Source organism: Ruegeria sp. AL7 (genome assembly GCF_056536105.1).
This window is the reverse complement of the sequence record NZ_JBQFJF010000001.1, coordinates 2,110,389-2,131,013: the sequence shown is the minus strand read 5'-3', so window position 1 is coordinate 2,131,013 and position 20,625 is coordinate 2,110,389. Positions and strand designations below refer to the sequence as shown.

Sequence of the window (20,625 nt, the reverse complement as noted above, 5' to 3'; positions counted from 1 at the left end):
AACTCTGAGGTAAAGAGATGAACCAGGAAATCACCAACAACCCGTTCAACCCGCTGACGCCCCCGAAGGTTTTCGACGAGATCAAGGTCTCGCTGGCGTCGCCCGAGCGGATCCTGTCTTGGTCCTATGGCGAGATCAAGAAACCTGAAACCATCAACTACCGGACGTTCAAGCCCGAACGTGACGGTCTGTTCTGCGCGCGTATCTTTGGCCCGATCAAAGATTACGAATGTCTGTGCGGCAAGTATAAGCGGATGAAGTATCGCGGCGTTGTCTGCGAGAAGTGCGGTGTGGAAGTCACCCTGCAGAAAGTCCGCCGCGAGCGTATGGGCCATATCGAACTGGCCGCGCCCGTTGCACATATCTGGTTCCTGAAATCGCTGCCGTCCCGCATCGGTCTGATGCTGGACATGACGCTGCGCGATCTGGAACGCGTTCTGTACTTTGAAAACTATGTCGTCATCGAGCCCGGTCTGACTGACCTGACCTACGGCCAGATGCTGACCGAAGAAGAGTACATGGATGCGCAGGATGCCTTTGGCATGGACGCGTTCACCGCCAATATCGGTGCCGAAGCCATCCGTGAGATGCTGGCCCAGATCGATCTGGAAGCCGAAGCCGAGCAGCTGCGCGCTGATCTGGCCGAAGCCACAGGCGAGTTGAAGCCCAAGAAGATCATCAAGCGTCTGAAGGTTGTTGAATCCTTCCTCGAGTCGGGCAACCGTCCCGAATGGATGGTCATGACCGTGATCCCGGTCATCCCGCCGGAACTGCGCCCGCTGGTTCCGCTGGATGGTGGCCGTTTCGCGACCTCGGATCTGAACGATCTCTATCGCCGCGTGATCAACCGGAACAACCGTCTGAAGCGCCTGATCGAACTGCGTGCGCCTGACATCATCGTCCGCAACGAAAAGCGGATGCTGCAGGAATCCGTGGACGCTCTGTTCGACAACGGCCGTCGAGGCCGCGTGATCACCGGCGCCAACAAGCGTCCGCTGAAATCGCTGTCAGACATGCTGAAAGGTAAGCAGGGCCGCTTCCGTCAGAACCTTCTGGGGAAACGCGTCGACTTCTCGGGCCGTTCGGTCATTGTGACCGGTCCGGAGCTTAAGCTGCACCAGTGTGGTCTGCCCAAGAAGATGGCGCTGGAGCTGTTCAAGCCGTTCATCTACTCGCGCCTTGAAGCCAAAGGTCTGTCTTCGACCGTGAAACAGGCGAAGAAATTGGTCGAGAAAGAACGCCCCGAAGTGTGGGATATCCTCGACGAGGTGATCCGCGAACACCCTGTCATGCTGAACCGTGCGCCGACGCTGCACCGTCTTGGCATTCAGGCATTCGAACCGGTCCTGATCGAAGGCAAGGCGATCCAGCTGCACCCGCTGGTCTGCTCGGCCTTCAACGCCGACTTTGACGGTGACCAGATGGCCGTTCACGTCCCGCTGAGCCTTGAGGCACAGCTGGAAGCCCGTGTTCTGATGATGTCGACAAACAACGTTCTGTCGCCTGCAAACGGCGCGCCGATCATTGTTCCGTCGCAGGATATGATCCTGGGTCTCTACTACGTGACCCTGGAACGTGAAGGCATGCCGGGCGAAGGCAAGGTCTTTGGCTCGATCGAAGAAGTTCAGCACGCGCTGGACGCGGGTGAGGTGCATCTGCACTCGAAAATCACCGCCCGGATCACGCAGATCGACGAGGAAGGCAACGAAGTTCAGAAGCGCTATGAGACCACTCCGGGCCGTCTGCGTCTGGGTGCGTTGCTGCCGATGAACAACAAGGCGCCGTTCGATCTGGTAAACCGCCTGCTGCGGAAGAAAGAAGTGCAGCAGGTGATCGACACCGTCTACCGCTACTGCGGTCAGAAAGAGTCGGTTATCTTCTGTGACCAGATCATGTCGATGGGCTTCAAGGAGGCCTTCAGGGCCGGTATCTCGTTCGGCAAGGACGACATGGTCATCCCGAACGACAAGTGGGGCATCGTCGATGACACCCGCGACCAGGTGAAAGACTTTGAACAGCAGTACATGGACGGCCTGATCACTCAGGGCGAAAAGTACAACAAGGTTGTCGATGCCTGGTCGAAGTGTAACGACCGCGTCACCGAGGCGATGATGAACACCATCTCGGCTTCCGCGCGTGACGAAAATGGCGCCGAGCAGGAACCGAACTCGGTCTACATGATGGCCCACTCCGGTGCGCGGGGCTCGGTCACTCAGATGAAACAGCTGGGCGGTATGCGCGGCCTGATGGCCAAGCCGAACGGTGACATCATCGAGACGCCGATCATCTCGAACTTCAAGGAAGGTCTGACCGTTCTTGAATACTTCAACTCGACCCACGGTGCCCGTAAGGGTCTGTCGGATACCGCTCTGAAGACGGCGAACTCGGGTTACCTGACCCGTCGTCTGGTGGACGTGGCGCAGGACTGCATCGTTCGTGAGATCGATTGTGGCACCGAGCGCGCAATCACTGCCGAAGCTGCGGTCAACGATGGTGAGGTTGTCGCCTCGCTGGCCGAGCGTATCCTGGGCCGTGTGGCGGCTGACGATATCCTGCGTCCGGGTACGGATGAGGTGCTTGTTGCGGCTGGTCAGCTGATCGACGAACGTATGGCAGACACCATCGACGAAGCGGGCGTTCAGTCGACCCGCATCCGCTCACCTCTGACCTGCGAGTCTGAGGAAGGCGTCTGTGCCACCTGCTACGGTCGTGACCTTGCTCGCGGTACCATGGTGAACACGGGTGAGGCTGTCGGCATCATCGCCGCCCAGTCCATCGGTGAACCCGGTACACAGCTGACGATGCGGACCTTCCACATCGGTGGTGTTGCGCAAGGTGGTCAGCAGTCGTTCCAGGAAGCCAGCCAGGCTGGTGTCGTATCCTTCGAGAACCCGCAGATCCTGGTCAATGCCGCAGGCGAAAGCCTTGTCATGGGCCGGAACATGAAGCTGGTGATCAAGGACGATCACGGCGAAGAGCGCGCCAGCCACAAGCTGGGCTACGGCTCCAAGCTGTTCGTCAAGGAAGGCACCAAGGTGGCCCGCGGCGACAAGCTGTTCGAATGGGATCCCTACACCCTGCCGATCATCGCCGAGAAAGCCGGTACCACCAAATACGTCGATCTGGTTTCGGGCCTTGCTGTCCGTGACGAGACCGACGAAGCAACCGGCATGACCCAGAAGATCGTGATCGACTGGCGCGCCGCCCCCCGTGGAAGCGACCTCAAGCCCGAGATCATTCTGGTCGGTGACGATGGCGAACCGGTCCGCAACGATGCGGGCAACCCGGTTCACTATCCGATGTCGGTGGATGCGATCCTGTCGGTCGAAGATGGCCAGAAGATCGAAGCCGGTGACGTTGTTGCGCGTATTCCGCGTGAAGGTGCCAAGACCAAGGACATCACCGGTGGTCTGCCGCGTGTGGCCGAACTGTTCGAAGCCCGCCGTCCGAAAGATCACGCGATCATCGCAGAAGCCGATGGTTACGTGCGCTTTGGCCGCGACTACAAGAACAAGCGCCGCATCAGCATCGAACCGGCTGACGAGTCGCTGGAACCCATCGAGTACATGGTACCCAAGGGCAAGCACATCCCTGTTGTCGAAGGCGACTTCGTACAGAAGGGCGACTACATCATGGACGGTAACCCGGCCCCGCATGACATCCTGTCCATCATGGGTGTCGAGGCGCTGGCGAACTACATGATCGACGAAGTGCAGGATGTGTATCGTCTGCAAGGCGTGAAGATCAACGACAAGCACATCGAAGTCATCGTGCGCCAGATGCTGCAGAAGTGGGAGATCCTGGATTCAGGCGACACCACCCTGCTGAAAGGCGAACATGTCGATAAGCAGGAGTTCGACGCAGCCAACGAAAAGACCATCGCCCGCGGTGGTCGTCCGGCACAGGGCGAGCCGATCCTTCTGGGGATCACCAAGGCTTCGTTGCAGACGCGTTCGTTCATCTCGGCGGCGTCGTTCCAGGAAACCACCCGCGTACTGACCGAAGCGTCCGTGCAGGGCAAAAAGGACAAGCTGGTCGGCCTGAAAGAGAACGTCATCGTTGGTCGCCTGATCCCCGCCGGTACCGGTGGGGCCACACAGGCCGTCCGCCACATCGCGCAGTCGCGCGACAATGTGGTGATCGAAGCCCGTCGGGAAGAGGCCGAAGCGGCCGCTGCCCTGGCTGCGCCGATCATGGATGATGATCTGGTCGGGGATGAGCTGGACGTTCTGGTGGAAACACCCGAAAGCCGCGAGTAATCGCCCGATTGACAAGTTTAGGAAGGCCCCGCGATTTCGCGGGGCCTTTCGTTTTTGCAGGGCTGAAACGCGCACCACGCTTAAGGCGGTTCCAGACCACTGGAATATCGCGCTCGCCGTATGAGACCTGCAATAACAGTAGGGTTTTTCTGGTTTAGCCTAAACTGTGCTACCATCCGCCATGAGTTCACACAGGTGACGGGGGTGGATGATGAGAGCTGTCACAAAGTTGTCGCGCGTATTTTCGGTTTTCGGTCTGGGCCTGATGGCCGCCTGCACGGACTATGCCTATGTGGGGATGCCACCGGGCCAGCCATCGCGTGAGATCGTGATCCCGAACGGCACGACGCGCCTGATCCCGATCTCCGGATCGATCGTCGGGTTGGCTTATGATGAGCCGCGACGGCGGATCTTCCTGCGCAATCTTCCCGGCACCCAACTACAGGAGTTGGACCGAAATGGCCGTGTCCTGCGTACCTTTGCGGCACAGCGGGTTCCGGCCGGATGCGGTGGCATCACACCTGACGAGTTTCCCATCAAGGAATGCGGGTTGGCCATTCGGGGAAGCGACGGGCATTTGTTCCTCGACCATCCGAACGGGGTGATGATCGCGGAACTGACCCGCGACGGGCAATTTGTGCGCAACATAACCCTCAGCCAGCCACAGGGGCCGATTGGCGGGCTGGCCTTTGATGAAACGACCGGCACGCTTTATGTGCTGTTCATCCGCAATCGCCTGATCGCCGAGGTGGATTTGAACGGCACGGTGCTTAGGACAATCCGGGCGACCAATCCATCGGTCGGCGCAGCGGTGCAGATCGAACGCTTTGGCCTTGGCATCAATTCCAAACGCCGCGAGCTTTATGTTGCGCTTCAGAACGGCAACCAGCTTGGCGTTCTGGACATGTCCGGCGGGTTGATCGCAACGTACACGCTCAGCGCCGGGGTGGCTGTGGAAGGGATCGGAGGCGGTCGGGTCTCTGGTCTCTGATAGGGGCTCAGAAGGCGTTTTCGGCCCGCTCCCAACGCGTCGGAGCGTAATTCTTGCGCTGATCTGATTTGATGCGTTGACAGGCGGTTGTCCGATTGGGCCAATGGCCCGATCACTCTGCGCAGGGCCAAATCTGACATGAACCCAAACACCAAAGGTGCCTTGCTGATGATGGGCAGCATGGCGGCCTTCACCCTGAACGACACTTTGGTCAAGGTCGCGCTTCGGGATCTGCCATTGTTCCAACTGGTGGCCATGCGGGGCGTCCTGGCCGTTTTCCTTGTCTACGGTCTTGCCCGTTATCTGGGGGCGCTGCACCTCAATTTCTCAAACCACGACCGGTTGCTGGTTGCGCTGCGCAGTCTGGCCGAACTGTCGGCCACCTTCTTTTTTCTGACAGCGCTCAAGAACATGCCGCTTGCCAATGTGACGGCCATTCTGCAGGCGCTGCCCCTGACCGTGACGCTGGGCGCGGCACTGGTCTTTTCCGAACAGGTCGGCTGGCGGCGCATATTGGCAATTGCCATTGGTTTTGGCGGCATGGTTCTGATCGTCAGACCCGGTCCTGACGGCTTCAGCCTGTATTCCATCTACGCGCTGATCGCAGTGGCTTCGATCACGGTTCGCGATCTGGTGACGCGACGCATGTCGCCCCAGGTTCCGTCAATGGTGGTGACGTTGGCGACCTCTCTCTCAATCACGGTGGCCGCAGCCATTGCATCGGTGTTTGAAGGATGGGTTCCGGTTTCCGGCGCTGCGGGTTCTCTGGTTGCGGCGGCGGCCGTGTTCGTCCTGATGGGCTATCTGTTCAGCGTCATGGTCATGCGTCAGGGCGATGTCGGGTTCATCGCGCCGTTTCGCTATTCCAGCCTGATCTGGGCCCTGGGGTTGGGCTGGGCCGTATTCGATGAATGGCCTGACGGTCTGACCATGCTGGGTGCGACACTTATCGTGGCCGCCGGATTGTTTACGCTGTTCCGGGAACGCGCGCGTCGGGAAGCGGCGTGAACCTGCGTGACACGGCTCTGAACACTGGTTATCCGAAGGCGAAACCCAGCCTCCGGTTGCGGGCTTGGTTCGGCATTGGCACTTCTGGTGCAGGGCGGTTTTATGAACCCGGTAAAGCCCGCGCACCCACTTCGGCACGGCCCGGATCAGCCTATTGCCGGGCAACCGGTATCGTGCTGTTGACACTCGGGCCGACTCCCCCTATTACGCGCGTCATCTCGGTGACGGGGGCCGCCCCATAGCCGATTCCAGTAATGAGCTGGTCAAGGCCCGGACAATTTTGCAGTTCGCGCCCTCTGAGAAACAACCGCGACGTTCACCTCGGAATGGGAACGCTCGTGGGTTTTGCGCTTGTGGACGCATAAGCGCAGCGAAGTTAGCCGCACGCAGCCCGCGTGCATGTCATGTGTGTTGCAAAACGGGGAAGAAACCGGAATGCCAACTATTCAACAGCTGATCCGCAAACCGCGGCAGCCCAAAGTAAAACGCTCGAAGTCCATGCACCTGGAGCAGTGCCCGCAGAAGCGCGGTGTCTGCACACGTGTTTACACCACCACACCGAAGAAACCGAACTCGGCTATGCGTAAGGTTGCCAAGGTGCGCCTGACCAACGGATTCGAGGTCATCTCGTACATCCCCGGTGAAAGCCACAACCTTCAGGAACACTCGGTTGTTCTGATCCGTGGCGGCCGTGTGAAAGACCTTCCCGGTGTGCGTTACCACATCCTGCGCGGTGTTCTGGATACTCAGGGCGTCAAAGACCGTAAGCAACGCCGTTCGAAATACGGCGCGAAGCGTCCCAAGTAAGAAGGAGAGGCTGATATGTCACGTCGTCACGCCGCCGAAAAACGCGAAGTCCTGCCTGACGCCAAGTTTGGCGATAAGGTTCTGACCAAATTCATGAACAACCTGATGATCGACGGCAAGAAGTCGGTCGCCGAGCGCATCGTCTACAACGCGTTTGACCGCGTTGAGAACAAGATCAAGCGCGCGCCCGTCGAAGTGTTCCACGAAGCACTCGACAACATCAAACCGTCGGTCGAGGTTCGCTCGCGCCGGGTTGGTGGTGCAACCTATCAGGTTCCGGTCGAAGTCCGCCCCGAGCGCCGCGAAGCACTGGCCATCCGCTGGCTGATCACCGCTGCGCGTGGCCGCAATGAAAACACCATGGAAGAACGCCTCGCCGGTGAACTGCTGGACGCTGTACAGTCCCGCGGTACCGCCGTGAAGAAGCGCGAAGACACCCACAAGATGGCCGAGGCGAACAAAGCCTTCAGCCATTACCGTTGGTAATCCCAGAGGCTTATCCAAATGGCACGCGAATATCCGCTCGAACTATACCGTAACTTCGGTATCATGGCGCACATCGACGCAGGTAAGACCACCTGCTCGGAGCGTATCCTGTATTACACTGGTAAATCCCACAACATCGGTGAGGTGCACGATGGTGCAGCCACCATGGACTGGATGGAGCAGGAGCAGGAACGCGGCATCACCATCACTTCGGCTGCGACCACCACCTTCTGGGAACGCACCGAAGACGGTCAGACCGCCGATACCCCCAAGCACCGCCTGAACATCATCGACACCCCCGGCCACGTTGACTTCACCATCGAAGTCGAACGCTCGCTGGCGGTTCTCGACGGTGCCGTCTGCGTTCTGGACGCAAACGCCGGTGTTGAACCCCAGACCGAAACCGTGTGGCGTCAGGCTGACCGCTACAAGGTTCCGCGTATGGTTTTCGTCAACAAGATGGACAAGATCGGCGCAGACTTCTTCAACTGCGTTCGCATGATCGAAGACCGCACCGGCGCACGCGCTGTTCCGGTTGGTATTCCGATCGGTGCCGAAACCGAGCTGGAAGGCCTGGTTGATCTGGTCACCATGGAAGAGTGGCTGTGGCAGGGCGAAGACCTTGGTGCAAGCTGGGTCAAAGCTCCGATCCGCGACAGCCTGAAAGACATGGCTGACGAATGGCGCGGCAAGATGATCGAAGCGGCCGTCGAAGAAGACGACGACGCGATGATGGCCTATCTGGAAGGCGAAGAGCCCGACGTTCCGACCCTGCGCAAACTGCTGCGCAAAGGCACGCTGGCGCTGCATTTCGTTCCCGTTCTGGGTGGCTCGGCGTTCAAGAACAAAGGCGTTCAGCCGCTGCTCAACGCTGTGATCGACTATCTGCCCAGCCCGCTGGACGTTGTTGATTACATGGGCTTCAAACCCGGCGACGAGGAAGAAGTTCGTAACATCGCACGTCGTGCCGATGACGACATGGCCTTCTCGGGTCTGGCGTTCAAAATCATGAACGACCCCTTCGTTGGTTCGCTGACCTTCACCCGCGTTTACTCGGGCACCATGAACAAGGGCGACTCGATCCTGAACTCGACCAAAGGCAAGAAAGAGCGCATCGGTCGTATGATGATGATGCACTCCAACAACCGGGAAGAGATCGAAGAAGCGTTTGCAGGCGACATCATCGCGCTGGCGGGTCTGAAAGACACCACCACCGGTGACACTCTGTGCGATGCGAAGGATCCGGTGGTTCTGGAAACCATGACCTTCCCCGATCCGGTGATCGAGATCGCGGTCGAGCCCAAAACCAAGGGCGACCAGGAAAAGATGTCTCAGGGTCTGGCCCGTCTGGCCGCCGAAGACCCGTCCTTCCGCGTGGAAACCGACCTGGAATCGGGTCAGACCATCATGAAGGGCATGGGCGAACTTCACCTGGACATCCTGGTGGACCGTCTCAAGCGCGAGTTCAAGGTCGAAGCCAACATCGGTGCGCCTCAGGTGGCTTATCGTGAAACCATCTCGATGCCGGTCGAACACACCTACACCCACAAGAAACAGTCGGGTGGTTCGGGTCAGTTCGCCGAAGTCAAGCTGGAGATCCAGCCCACCGAGGCAGGCGAAGGTTACTCGTTCGAAAGCCGCATCGTTGGTGGTGCCGTTCCGAAGGAATACATCCCCGGTGTTGAAAAAGGCATCAACTCGGTCATGGACAGCGGCCCTCTGGCTGGCTTCCCGGTGATCGACTTCAAGGTTGCCCTGCTGGACGGTAAGTTCCACGACGTTGACTCGAGCGTTCTGGCGTTCGAAATCGCGGCCCGTATGTGTATGCGTGAAGGCATGCGCAAAGCTGGCGCGAAGCTGCTGGAACCGATCATGAAGGTCGAAGTGATCACCCCGGAAGAATATACCGGCGGTATCATCGGCGACCTGACCTCGCGTCGGGGCCAGGTGTCTGGTCAGGAACCGCGCGGCAACGCGATCGCGATCGATGCGTTTGTTCCGCTGGCGAACATGTTCGGCTACATCAACACCCTGCGTTCGATGTCGTCGGGCCGCGCCCAGTTCACCATGCAGTTCGACCACTACGATCCGGTTCCGCAGAACATCTCGGACGAGATCCAGGCGAAATACGCATAAGCGACGATTTGAGGGAGCGCCGTTCCGGGGCTCCCTTCATTACAGAAAAAGGAGGCCATCATGGCAAAGGAAAAGTTTGAGCGTACAAAACCGCACGTCAACATCGGCACGATTGGGCATGTTGACCACGGCAAGACGACGCTGACCGCAGCAATCACCAAGTATTTTGGTGACTTCAAGGCGTATGACCAGATTGACGGCGCGCCGGAAGAGAAAGCCCGCGGCATCACCATCTCGACCGCGCACGTGGAATACGAGACCGACGCGCGCCACTATGCGCATGTCGACTGCCCCGGCCACGCCGACTATGTCAAGAACATGATCACCGGTGCCGCTCAGATGGACGGCGCGATCCTGGTTGTGAACGCTGCAGACGGCCCGATGCCGCAGACCCGCGAGCACATCCTGCTGGGCCGCCAGGTTGGCATCCCGAAGATGGTCGTGTTCATGAACAAGGTTGACCAGGTTGACGACGAAGAGCTGCTGGAACTGGTGGAAATGGAAATCCGCGAGCTGCTGTCTTCGTATGAATACCCCGGCGACGATATTCCGATCATCGCAGGTTCGGCTCTGGCCGCGATGGAAGGCCGTGACCCTGAAATCGGCGAGAACAAGATCCGCGAGCTGATGGCGGCTGTTGACGAATATATCGACACGCCCGAGCGTGCTGTTGACCAGCCGTTCCTGATGCCGATCGAAGACGTGTTCTCGATCTCGGGCCGTGGTACCGTTGTGACCGGCCGTATCGAGCGTGGCGTGATCAACGTTGGCGACGAGATCGAAATCGTCGGCATCCGCGACACCTCGAAAACCACCTGCACCGGCGTTGAAATGTTCCGCAAGCTGCTGGACCGCGGTGAAGCGGGCGACAACATCGGCGCCCTGCTGCGTGGTGTGGATCGTGACGGCGTTGAGCGTGGCCAGGTTCTGTGTAAGCCGGGTTCGGTGACACCGCACACCAAGTTCGAAGCCGAAGCCTATATCCTGACCAAGGAAGAAGGCGGCCGTCACACCCCGTTCTTCGCGAACTACCGTCCGCAGTTCTACTTCCGTACGACTGACGTGACCGGCACCGTGACCCTGGCGGAAGGCACCGAGATGGTCATGCCCGGCGACAACGTGTCGTTCGGCGTTGAACTGATCGCACCGATCGCGATGGAGCAGGGCCTGCGCTTCGCCATCCGCGAAGGCGGCCGCACCGTCGGCGCCGGCGTCGTGTCGAAGATTACTGAATAATTCGCACAAGCGAATGAACCAACGAAAAGGGCTTCCCTCGGGACGCCCTTTTTTCGTTTTTGCCTAAGCTGATTGTAATGCTACTTCTCTCATATTGAGGCATCACAATTAGAAAGAGGTCACAGCATGCACTTATTGGCGCGTTCAGTTGGTCTAGTTGCTGCACTTGTTTATTTATCCACATCAGCGTCCGCACAGCAGATCGCGGACAGGATTTATCTCGGAGGGCCTGTGTTAACGATGAACGATAAGGCTCCGTCCGCTGAAGCGGTCGCAGTCAAAGACGGACGCGTTCTTGCTGTGGGGTCGTTGTCTGATTTGTCGATGCATCGCGGTGAAGAAACCGAAACGTTTGACCTGGAAGGCCGCGCGATGCTTCCGGGTTTTGTAGATAGCCACGGTCATGTGGTCATGGGGGGGTTGCAGGCATTGTCCGCCAACCTTCTTGCGCCGCCTGATGGGAAAGTCGTTGATATCGCCAGTCTGCAAGCCACGTTGACTGACTGGGCCGACGAAAATGCGCAAGCCGTTGAACAGGTCAAAATGATCATCGGCTTTGGTTACGACAATGCTCAATTAAAGGAACTGCGCCACCCTACGCGACAAGAACTGGACATTGTGTCTGAGGACTTGCCGGTCGTTATCGTTCATCAGTCCGGGCATTTGGGAGTAGCAAACTCGAAAGCTCTAGAGTTGGCAGGCATCACAGCCGCTTCAAAAGCCCCTCCGGGCGGAGTGATTCAACGCGATGACGCCGGTGAGCCAAACGGTGTTCTGGAAGAGTATGCGTTCTTTTCGGTCCTTGTGCCCATGTTGGGAAATCTGGGTGAAGAAGGCCTGGCGGCATTTGCCAAAGCTGGAACCGAACTTTGGGCACAGTTTGGATACACGACCGGACAAGAAGGCCGAACCTCAGGAGAAATTGTTGACGTTCTCAAGAAAGTTGCCGCCGAAGATGGGCTCCCAATTGACGTGGTAGCCTTCCCGGATGTTCTTGAGGCTAGGGAATATATAGGTGCAAACACCTCCAAGAACTACGACGACCGGGTTCGGGTCGGGGGCTGCAAGCTAACGATTGACGGCTCGCCTCAGGGTTTCACGGCTTTGAGGGATCGGCCCTATTATGATCCAGTCGGAAGCTACTCCGCCGGTTATTCAGGGTATGCTGCTATTACGATGGAGCAGCTACAGGACGCCGTTAATTGGTGTTACGAAAATGGGTTCCAAATCCTTGTGCACTCTAACGGGGAAGGGGCTTCTGACATGCTGATAGCAGCTCTCGAAGAGGCACAGATGAAGTATGGCGACCCGGGGAATCGTCCGGTTCTGATCCACGGTCAGTTTCTAAGAGAGGATCAGGTTGCGAGTTTTAAACGCCTCGGCGTATTCCCATCGCTTTTCCCGATGCACACGTTTTACTGGGGGGATTGGCATCGTGATCACACCGTTGGGCCGGTCAATGCAGACAATATCTCACCCACAGGATGGCTGCTCGAGCGGGACATGATGTTTGGCACACACCACGATGCCCCGGTGGCCTTTCCAGATAGCATGCGTGTTCTTGCTGCGACGGTTACTAGACGCACACGCTCTGGAGATATTTTGGGGCCGCATCAAAGGGTCGATGTTATGACTGCCTTGAAAGCCATGACAATCTGGCCCGCTTGGCAGCATTTCGAGGAAGATGAAAAGGGGTCCATTGAGGTTGGCAAAGTTGCGGATTTCGTGATCCTGTCAGACGACCCCACATCCGTTGACCCAGAAACACTGGCGGAATTAGAAGTGCTTGTAACCGTGAAGGGCGACGAGATTGTTTATGAAGCCGAAGTGGGTGTCCGAGAGGGCAAATTGGATTACTCGCCGTTCTCAAATGATCCTGTGATTGCCCATCTGTATCTGCATGCGGTTTACCAAGGGATGAAGGTAGAAGACGCATGGCTAACCAATGGCGTGTCTGGCGGCGAATAAAACGGTGTTCTTTGTGACGTTTGCCCCTTGTCAAACCCCGCCAACCCCACTAATACGCGCAGGTTCTCAACAAGAACATCAAGGCGGGATGATTCCCGCCTTTTGGGTTCGATGAGGGTTGGCGATGCGCGTCTGTCCTCCTCTCAACCTCAACGCCTGATAAAAGGCTGTTACTATGCAAAGCCAAAATATCCGTATTCGGCTGAAGGCATTTGACTATCGCGTTCTGGATGCCAGCACGCAAGAGATCGTCAACACTGCCAAGCGGACCGGCGCGAATGTGCGCGGCCCGATCCCGCTGCCGAACAAGATCGAGAAGTTCACGGTTCTCCGTGGCCCTCACGTTGACAAGAAATCCCGCGACCAGTTCGAGATCCGCACGCACAAGCGTCTGCTCGACATCGTTGATCCGACCCCCCAGACCGTTGACGCGCTGATGAAGCTCGACCTGGCTGCTGGTGTGGACGTCGAGATCAAGCTGCAGTCGTAAGATCGGAGGGTATAGATTATGCGCTCTGGTATTATCGCAAAAAAAGTTGGCATGACCCGCCTGTTCATGGAAGACGGCAAGCAGATCCCTGTGACCGTTCTTCACCTGGACAACCTGCAGGTTGTTGCACAGCGGACCGCTGAAAAAGACGGCTACACCGCCGTTCAGCTGGGCGCTGGTGCTGCCAAGGCAAAACGCACCTCGAAAGCCATGCGCGGCCACTACGCCGCTGCCAAGGTCGAGCCCAAGCGCAAGCTGGCCGAGTTCCGCGTCTCCGAAGATGGCCTGATCGAAGTGGGCGCCGAAATCTCGGCAGAGCACTTCCTGGCCGGTCAGAAGGTTGACGTTTCGGGCACCTCGATCGGTAAAGGCTTTGCCGGTGCGATGAAGCGCCACAACTTCGGTGGTCTGCGCGCCTCGCACGGTGTGTCGATCAGCCACCGTTCGCACGGCTCGACCGGTCAGTGTCAGGATCCGGGCAAGGTGTTCAAAGGCAAGAAGATGGCCGGTCACATGGGTGCTGCCCGTGTTACCACCCAGAACCTCGAGGTTGTCAAAACCGACGCCGACCGTGGTCTGGTCTTCATCAAAGGCGCCGTTCCCGGACCGAAATCGGGCTGGGTCACCGTCAAGGACGCCGTGAAGAAGAAAGCACCGGAAGGCCTGCCTTTCCCGGCTGCTGTGAAATCGGCTGCAACCGAAGCACCTGCGGAAGAAGTATCCGCGGAAGGTGGTGAAGCATGAAACTTGATGTAATCAAACTGGACGGCGGCAAGGCCGGCGACATCGAGCTGGATGCAGACCTGTTCGGCCTCGAGCCGCGCGCGGACATCCTGCACCGTGTGGTCCGTTGGCAGCGTAACAACGCGCAGGCCGGCACCCACAAGGTCAAGACCCGCTCGGAAACCAGCTACTCGACCAAGAAGATCTACCGCCAGAAGGGCACCGGTGGCGCACGCCATGGTGACCGTAACGCGCCGATCTTCCGTAAGGGTGGTGTTTACAAGGGCCCGACCCCTCGTTCGCACGGCCACGACCTGCCGAAGAAGTTCCGCAAGCTTGGCCTGCGCCATGCTCTGTCGGCAAAAGCCAAAGCAGGTGAACTGGTTGTGATCGAGAACGCCGAAGCCGAAGGCAAGACCGCCACACTGGCCAAACAGGTTGCAAACCTGGGCTGGAAACGCGCTCTGGTCATCGACGGCGCGACCGTGAACGAAGGGTTCCTGAAGGCGTCGCGCAACATCGAAGGTCTGGATATCCTGCCGTCGATGGGTGCAAACGTTTATGACATCCTCAAGCGTGACACCCTGGTGCTCACCAAAGCGGCTGTCGAAGCACTGGAGGCTCGTCTGAAATGAGCGCGAAGGCAGAACACTACGACGTGATCCGCAAGCCGATCATCACCGAAAAGTCGACCATGGCGTCCGAAAATGGCGCGGTTGTCTTTGAAGTGGCGATCGAAAGCAACAAGCCGCAGATCAAAGAGGCCGTTGAGGCGCTGTTTGGTGTGAAGGTCAAGGCGGTGAACACCACCGTGACCAAAGGCAAGGTCAAGCGGTTCCGCGGCCAGCTGGGCCGTCGGAAAGACGTCAAGAAAGCATATGTGACCCTGGAAGAGGGTAACACAATCGACGTAAGCACCGGTCTCTGATCCAACGCTTACAGCGACACTTTTCGGCCCCGGTGGATCACTCCTCCGGGGCCGATTTCGTTTCAGACGTCAAAGCTCTGGGTTTGCGCGTCAGGGCAGGGCGGTCACACGCCCTCCATCGGCCGCTCAGGGCGGTTCTGGCGTCACGGGCACGTTGACCGCATCAACACAGTTATCGCACCCTCTGGTGGCCTCTGAGCAGCTTACACGCAGGGCAGAGCCTGCGACGTATATAGAAAAGGCGCCGTTAAGGCGCCTTTGGGTCATTTCAATTGTGTGAGTGGTTACGAGCAATATACGTGCCGGTGCGCGATATCTGCGATGTCGCAGCGGCGGATGCCGATATCGTCCAGCTCACGGTTGCTCAGACGCTGCAACTCGGTATAGGTGCGCTGATACTCAGCAGCACGTGCGCGGGCTGTTTTGATCCGTGTGATCATGTCAGCGATCCGGGTGCCGAAGTTGAAGCCGGTATGGGTCAGTGTTGCAGTTGTCATCTCTTTATTCCTTTCTCGTATCAGGGCGTATTCCCTGACGTTTCCTTTTGAGTTCCTTCATTGGACAAGGCAGAGATAGGAGCGTTTGCTATCGCTAACAACGCAGATTTTGGTCTAGCCGATATGCATCTATTGAATGGCTATACATGTCGTGGGCCACGTCAATCACACGCCGCTTTCATTTCTTTTGCGCGTTTTATTGCGGGCGGCCATCGCCCGACCATCACGTATGCTCAGCCCCATCAGTGTCAGATTGGTCGCCCCGGCAATCAGTTCGATGATCTGTACAATATAGAAGCTGGTATCAAACGAGCCCGCGTTTGCCTTTGCGCTCAGGTAGACGGCGGCTGGAACAAGGACGATGAGCCCGTTCATAGCAATGATTGGCATCCTTTTCTTTTTGGCGAGCGCAGGGGCATCTTTTCGACGACGCCCAAGTGTCGCCCCGGATGCACCGACAATCACCATTGCAGGCACCAGAACAAAGAGCCCGCTGACGATCATGGACTTTACTGCCGCGACGGTCTCATGGTTTGCAAATAACTCACTGTACAAAGTGGATGTCCAGAATACGAGGATCGTAAGAAAGCCTACTACTCCGGCGATGGGGTGGATGGTTCTTAACATGTTGCTACTCCCAAATGAGGGTCAGGCGACGCAGTGGTTTTCGACTGCGAGCTTGCGAAGAAGATGTGGCCGGGCCACTGCGCTTGCTGGATAGTCCGCGATCCGACGCTGGAACTCGGGATGAGTGAATGCGTCGCGAAAGCTTTGCACGTTCTGCCAGATCGCGTAGTTCACAAAGGTCGAACTGCCCGCGATACCCTGATGGAGCTGGGTCGAGATATATCCCGGTTGCGATTTCATGAAATCCGCATCATGCGCCCATGCCCGAAGCAGCGCCTTTTCGTCTTCGGCGTCCACCGTAAACAGGTTGATCAGCACCACCGGTCCTTCCTCGGCCTGCATCTGATCTGCCAGCGTGACGATCGTGTCCAACTCTTTGATACGAGCCATTTCGGTTCCCTTCGATTCTGAAATATAGCAAGCTATATAAAATTGCATAGCATGCTATTCAAGTGTAAATCCAGGACATGGACTTCGAAAAAGAAAACTCGGCCGGGTATCTGGTTAATCACATGGCACGATTGTTCGCAAAGGAGTTGCAGCAACGCATTGCGCCCTTTGGCATCGTCGTCGGGCAATTCCCAATCTTGCTGGAACTCTGGCTCAAAGACGGTGTGACGCAAAAGGATCTGCTGACCAAAATTGACGTCGAACAGGCGACATTGGCCAACACGCTTAACCGTATGGAACGTGATGGCTTGATCAAAAGAACGAAGAACCCTGCTGACGCCAGGGCGCAATTGATTTGGTTGACCGAGAAGGCCGCAGCACTTCGTAACAGCGCCTACGAGGCAGCTCAGAACGTGAATGCTGATGCATTACAGGTCTTGAATGACCCTGAGCGCGCACAATTCATGAACTATATGCGTCGAGTCATAGGCGGCATGCGCTCGGGGTGAATTGACGGAGGATCAGTTCACGGCACCGGCATGCAAGCCATTAAGCAAAAAACGCCCCCGACCGAGGCCGGAGGCGTTTCTAAGTCTTCGAAGCTGCGGGCTTAGCCGCGCTCTTCGATGATCTCTACCAGATGCGGGATCTTGCGGATCATGCCGCGCACCGAAGGAGTATCCTCCAGCTCACGGGTTCTGTGCATCTTGTTCAGGCCCAGGCCGATCAGGGTTGCGCGCTGTTCGGCGGGGCGGCGGATCGGCGAACCGACCTGTTTGACGACGATGGTTTTTGCCATGACGTGCTCTCCTTATGCTTCTGCTTCAGCAGCAGCCGGTGCTTCGTCCCGCTTGGGCAGGATGTCAGCAACCTTTTTGCCACGACGTGCGGCAACCGAACGCGGGCTCTGCTCTTTCTGCAGGCCGTCGATGGTGGCGCGGATCATGTTGTACGGGTTCTGCGAGCCCAGCGACTTGGACACAACGTCCTTGACGCCCAGCATTTCGAACACGGCACGCATCGGACCACCGGCGATGATACCGGTACCTTCAGGCGCGGCGCGCATAACCACTTTACCGGCGCCGTGACGGCCCTCGATGTCGTGGTGCAGGGTCCGACCTTCGCGCAGCTGCACGCGGATCATCTGACGCTTGGCTTGCTCAGTCGCCTTGCGGATGGCTTCAGGTACTTCTTTCGCTTTACCCTTGCCAAAGCCGACGCGGCCTTTCTGATCGCCGACAACCACCAGAGCGGCGAAGCCAAAGCGCTTACCACCTTTTACGGTTTTCGACACGCGGTTGATTGCGACCAGGCGATCTGCAAATTCCGGTGTTTCTTCACGGTCGCGGCCACGGCCCCGACGGTTTTCACGTTCTGCCATTTGGCATCCCTTTTCCTCTAGAGGCGCTTGCGGCGCCAATTACTCAATCGAAGTGAACCCGCGAATGACATTCCGGGGCTCCCCGATCATCGAGGCGGGCGGACCCGCCTTCAAAGTGCCGGTGCCGGGCTGAAGCCCGGCCTACGGCGTCGTTTCCGGTAGGCCGGGCTTCAGCCCGGCACACCATCAGATCTTCAGACCACCTTCACGCGCAGCGTCGGCGACAGCCTTCACTTTGCCGTGGAACAGGAAGCCGCCACGATCGAAATAGGCCTCTTCGACGCCTGCCTTCTTGGCACGCTCGGCGATGGCCGCGCCGACTTTCGTCGCCGCTTCGACGTTGTTCTTGCCAACAACACCCAGATCTTTTTCCAGGGTCGAGGCCGAGGCCAGGGTCACGCCACGTACGTCGTCGATCAGCTGAACAGAGATGTTCTTGTTCGAACGGTGTACGGACAGGCGCGGACGACCCGCGTTGACCTTGCGAAGTTTGTTCCGAACGCGCAGGCGGCGCTTCAGAAACAGGGTTCTTTTGCTGTTTGCCATTGTCTGCGTCCTTACTTCTTCTTGCCTTCCTTGCGGAAGATGAACTCGCCCTTATAGCGGATGCCCTTGCCTTTGTACGGCTCGGGGCGGCGCCACTCGCGGATTTTGGCCGCGGTTTCGCCCACCAGCTGCTGGTCGATACCTTCCACAACGATTTCGGTCTGCTTCGGTGCGGTGATGGTGACACCTTCCGGAGCCGTGAAATCAACATCGTGGCTATAGCCCAGGTTCAGCTTCAGGGTGTTGCCCTGCATCTGCGCCCGGTAACCAACACCCTGGATCTCCAGCTCTTTTTTGAAGCCTTCAGTCACACCGGTTACCAGGTTGGCAACCATGGTGCGGCTCATGCCCCACTGCTGGCGGGCACGCTTGGACATGCCGCGAGGGTCGATCTTGACCACGTTGTCTTCAACCGACAGCGTCACGTCGTCGGTGGCGGTGAAGCTGCGGGTGCCTTTCGGACCTTTGACTTCGATGGTCTGACCCGACACAGAGGCGGTTACGCCGCTGGGCAGCTCGACCGGTTTTTTACCAATACGAGACATTGCAGACCTCCTTAGAAGACGGTGCAGAGCACTTCGCCGCCAACATTGTTGGAGCGAGCGTTTGCGTCCGACATCACACCTTTCGGAGTGCTGACAATCGACACGCCCAGACCCTGACGGACCTGCGGGATGTCATTGACGCCCATGTATACGCGGCGACCGGGTTTCGAAACCCGCTTCAGTTCGCGAATGACAGGGGTGCCTTCGTAGTATTTCAGGCTGATTTCGATGGCCGGATGACCGTTTTCACCGGTCGTCTTTTCATAGCCACGGATGTAGCCTTCGTCCGCCAGCACGTCCAGAACCCAAACACGCAGCTTCGACGCCGGAGTGGAAACGGTGGACTTGCCGCGCATTTGCGCGTTGCGGATACGGGTGAGCATATCGCCGATAGGATCATTCATATCTATGTCTCCCTTACCAGCTCGATTTCACCATGCCGGGGATCTGACCAGCAGAACCCAGCTCGCGCAGCATGATACGGCTGACCTTCAGCTTACGGTAGTAAGCGTGGGGACGACCGGTCAGCTGACAACGGTTGTGCAGACGGGTAGCCGAGCTGTTGCGCGGCAGTTTCGCCAGTTTCAGACGCGCTTTGAAACGCTCTTCCATCGGCTTGCTCTCGTCATTCGCGATTTCTTTCAGCTCGGCACGCTTTGCGGCATATTTGGCCACCAGGCGTTCGCGCTTCTTTTCGCGTTCGATCATTGCTTTTTTAGCCATGTCTCAATCCTCCCGGCGCTTACGCGTTGAACGGCATGTTGAATGCTTTCAACAATGCCTTTGCTTCAGCGTCGGTTTTCGCTGTGGTGGCAATTACGATATCCAGGCCCCAGACCTCGTCGACCTTGTCGAAGTCGATTTCCGGGAACACGATGTGCTCTTTCATGCCCATGGCAAAGTTGCCACGACCGTCGAAAGAAGGCTTAACACCGCGGAAGTCACGAATACGCGGCATTGCGATCGTGATCAGACGATCCAGGAATTCGTACATCCGGTCACCGCGCAGGGTCACTTTCGCACCCAGCGGCATGTCTTCCCGGACGCGGAAACCCGCGATCGACTTCTTCGCCTTAGTTGAAACGGCCTGTTGACCGGCAATTGCAGTCAGATCCTCGACAGCAGCTTTCGCTTTCTTCGAGTCTTTGACGGCCTCGGCACCACAGCCGATGTTCAGAACGATTTTTTCCAGCTTGGGCAGCTGCATGTCGTTCTTGTAGCCGAACTCTTCTTTCAGAGCGGCACGGATGGTCTCGGCGTACTGCGCTTTCAGACGCGGGGTGTAGGTTGCGTTATCAAGCATCGATCACGTCCCCTGTGGTCTTGGCGAAGCGAACTTTCTTGTCGCCTTCCACGCGGAAGCCAACGCGGGTTGCTTTGCCGTTCTTGTCCAGCAGTGCCAGGTTCGAAAGATCGACCGGCAGAGCTTTGGGCAGGCGGCCGCCTTGCGAGGTTTGCGACTGGCGGGTGTGGCGGATGGCGATGTTGATGCCATCGACCACAGCTTTGCCGGCTTTGGGGTCAACCGAGGTGATAGTTCCCTCTTTGCCCTTGTCCTTGCCGGACAGCACGACGACCTTGTCGCCTTTGCGGAGTTTAGCAGCCAT

24 protein-coding genes are annotated in these 20,625 nt (G+C 57.9%); 13 read left to right on the top strand and 11 right to left on the bottom strand.

Going from position 1 to position 20,625, the window contains the following annotated elements:
• The first annotated feature begins 17 nt into the window (after positions 1-17).
• The 12 genes from rpoC (at position 18) to ACR3E2_RS10700 (ending at position 15,032) form a co-directional block, all read left to right on the top strand.
• Positions 18-4,259: a DNA-directed RNA polymerase subunit beta' gene (rpoC, locus tag ACR3E2_RS10755; RefSeq protein WP_480484700.1), complete on the top strand. Its 4,242-nt coding sequence runs from the start codon at positions 18-20 to the stop codon at positions 4,257-4,259.
• Between the two features lie 211 nt (positions 4,260-4,470).
• A complete protein-coding gene (locus tag ACR3E2_RS10750; RefSeq protein WP_480484701.1) occupies positions 4,471-5,250 on the top strand; it encodes a hypothetical protein in 780 nt (259 codons plus the stop codon).
• A 138-nt stretch (positions 5,251-5,388) separates the two neighbouring features.
• On the top strand, positions 5,389-6,258 hold the full coding sequence (locus ACR3E2_RS10745) for a DMT family transporter (protein WP_480484704.1): 870 nt from the start codon (positions 5,389-5,391) through the stop codon (positions 6,256-6,258).
• Between the two features lie 435 nt (positions 6,259-6,693).
• Complete coding sequence (rpsL, locus tag ACR3E2_RS10740) at positions 6,694-7,065, top strand: 30S ribosomal protein S12 (protein ID WP_005621086.1); 372 nt, start codon at positions 6,694-6,696, stop codon at positions 7,063-7,065.
• 15 nt (positions 7,066-7,080) lie between these two features.
• Entirely contained in the window at positions 7,081-7,551 is a 471-nt protein-coding gene (rpsG, locus tag ACR3E2_RS10735) for a 30S ribosomal protein S7 (protein WP_039529242.1), read from the top strand.
• 18 nt (positions 7,552-7,569) lie between these two features.
• Positions 7,570-9,687: an elongation factor G gene (gene fusA / locus ACR3E2_RS10730; RefSeq protein ID WP_480484702.1), complete on the top strand. Its 2,118-nt coding sequence runs from the start codon at positions 7,570-7,572 to the stop codon at positions 9,685-9,687.
• A 60-nt stretch (positions 9,688-9,747) separates the two neighbouring features.
• Positions 9,748-10,923: an elongation factor Tu gene (gene tuf / locus ACR3E2_RS10725; protein ID WP_480474060.1), complete on the top strand. Its 1,176-nt coding sequence runs from the start codon at positions 9,748-9,750 to the stop codon at positions 10,921-10,923.
• Between the two features lie 240 nt (positions 10,924-11,163).
• Entirely contained in the window at positions 11,164-12,891 is a 1,728-nt protein-coding gene (locus tag ACR3E2_RS10720) for an amidohydrolase (protein ID WP_480484782.1), read from the top strand.
• Positions 12,892-13,066: 175 nt separating this feature from the next.
• The gene (gene rpsJ / locus ACR3E2_RS10715) at positions 13,067-13,381 is read left to right on the top strand and encodes a 30S ribosomal protein S10 (RefSeq protein WP_008756422.1); all 315 of its coding nucleotides are present in this window, start codon (positions 13,067-13,069) and stop codon (positions 13,379-13,381) included.
• An 18-nt stretch (positions 13,382-13,399) separates the two neighbouring features.
• Positions 13,400-14,125 carry a 50S ribosomal protein L3 gene (gene rplC, locus ACR3E2_RS10710; RefSeq protein ID WP_171638102.1) on the top strand — a complete coding sequence of 242 codons (726 nt, stop codon included), beginning with the start codon at positions 13,400-13,402 and terminating at the stop codon, positions 14,123-14,125.
• On the top strand, positions 14,122-14,739 hold the full coding sequence (gene rplD, locus ACR3E2_RS10705) for a 50S ribosomal protein L4 (RefSeq protein ID WP_480484781.1): 618 nt from the start codon (positions 14,122-14,124) through the stop codon (positions 14,737-14,739). The genes rplC and rplD overlap by 4 nt, the downstream gene beginning before the upstream one ends.
• Positions 14,736-15,032: a 50S ribosomal protein L23 gene (locus tag ACR3E2_RS10700; RefSeq protein WP_170609990.1), complete on the top strand. Its 297-nt coding sequence runs from the start codon at positions 14,736-14,738 to the stop codon at positions 15,030-15,032. Before rplD ends, ACR3E2_RS10700 begins: the two co-directional genes overlap by 4 nt.
• A gap of 284 nt (positions 15,033-15,316) precedes the next feature.
• Here ACR3E2_RS10700 and ACR3E2_RS10695 read toward each other — a convergent pair whose 3' ends face one another.
• The 3 genes from ACR3E2_RS10695 to ACR3E2_RS10685 all read right to left on the bottom strand — a co-directional run bounded on the left by ACR3E2_RS10695 (position 15,317) and on the right by ACR3E2_RS10685 (position 16,546).
• Positions 15,317-15,529 carry a DUF1127 domain-containing protein gene (locus ACR3E2_RS10695; protein WP_209505835.1) on the bottom strand — a complete coding sequence of 71 codons (213 nt, stop codon included), beginning with the start codon at positions 15,527-15,529 and terminating at the stop codon, positions 15,317-15,319.
• 165 nt (positions 15,530-15,694) lie between these two features.
• Positions 15,695-16,156 carry a hypothetical protein gene (locus ACR3E2_RS10690; RefSeq protein WP_480484780.1) on the bottom strand — a complete coding sequence of 154 codons (462 nt, stop codon included), beginning with the start codon at positions 16,154-16,156 and terminating at the stop codon, positions 15,695-15,697.
• A gap of 21 nt (positions 16,157-16,177) precedes the next feature.
• Positions 16,178-16,546, bottom strand: coding sequence for an antibiotic biosynthesis monooxygenase family protein (locus ACR3E2_RS10685; RefSeq protein ID WP_480484779.1), 369 nt, complete (start codon positions 16,544-16,546; stop codon positions 16,178-16,180).
• Positions 16,547-16,623: 77 nt separating this feature from the next.
• On the opposite strand from ACR3E2_RS10685, the gene ACR3E2_RS10680 reads away from it, so the two are divergent.
• Entirely contained in the window at positions 16,624-17,055 is a 432-nt protein-coding gene (locus ACR3E2_RS10680) for a MarR family winged helix-turn-helix transcriptional regulator (RefSeq protein WP_480484778.1), read from the top strand.
• Positions 17,056-17,156: 101 nt separating this feature from the next.
• On the opposite strand, the gene rpmD is transcribed toward ACR3E2_RS10680, so the two are convergent.
• From rpmD to rplX, 8 genes are all read right to left on the bottom strand, one after another.
• Positions 17,157-17,345: a 50S ribosomal protein L30 gene (gene rpmD, locus ACR3E2_RS10675; protein ID WP_267364815.1), complete on the bottom strand. Its 189-nt coding sequence runs from the start codon at positions 17,343-17,345 to the stop codon at positions 17,157-17,159.
• A 12-nt stretch (positions 17,346-17,357) separates the two neighbouring features.
• Positions 17,358-17,927: a 30S ribosomal protein S5 gene (gene rpsE / locus ACR3E2_RS10670; RefSeq protein WP_480474056.1), complete on the bottom strand. Its 570-nt coding sequence runs from the start codon at positions 17,925-17,927 to the stop codon at positions 17,358-17,360.
• 186 nt (positions 17,928-18,113) lie between these two features.
• A complete protein-coding gene (gene rplR / locus ACR3E2_RS10665; protein ID WP_010437103.1) occupies positions 18,114-18,473 on the bottom strand; it encodes a 50S ribosomal protein L18 in 360 nt (119 codons plus the stop codon).
• Positions 18,474-18,484: 11 nt separating this feature from the next.
• Entirely contained in the window at positions 18,485-19,018 is a 534-nt protein-coding gene (gene rplF / locus ACR3E2_RS10660) for a 50S ribosomal protein L6 (RefSeq protein WP_039523384.1), read from the bottom strand.
• 11 nt (positions 19,019-19,029) lie between these two features.
• A complete protein-coding gene (gene rpsH / locus ACR3E2_RS10655) occupies positions 19,030-19,422 on the bottom strand; it encodes a 30S ribosomal protein S8 (RefSeq protein ID WP_209505841.1) in 393 nt (130 codons plus the stop codon).
• A 13-nt stretch (positions 19,423-19,435) separates the two neighbouring features.
• Positions 19,436-19,741 (bottom strand): 30S ribosomal protein S14, encoded by a 306-nt coding sequence (rpsN, locus tag ACR3E2_RS10650; protein WP_142639784.1) that lies wholly within the window; start codon positions 19,739-19,741, stop codon positions 19,436-19,438.
• A 19-nt stretch (positions 19,742-19,760) separates the two neighbouring features.
• Positions 19,761-20,321, bottom strand: coding sequence for a 50S ribosomal protein L5 (rplE, locus tag ACR3E2_RS10645; RefSeq protein WP_480484777.1), 561 nt, complete (start codon positions 20,319-20,321; stop codon positions 19,761-19,763).
• On the bottom strand, positions 20,314-20,625 hold the full coding sequence (gene rplX / locus ACR3E2_RS10640; protein WP_480484776.1) for a 50S ribosomal protein L24: 312 nt from the start codon (positions 20,623-20,625) through the stop codon (positions 20,314-20,316). The genes rplE and rplX overlap by 8 nt, the downstream gene beginning before the upstream one ends.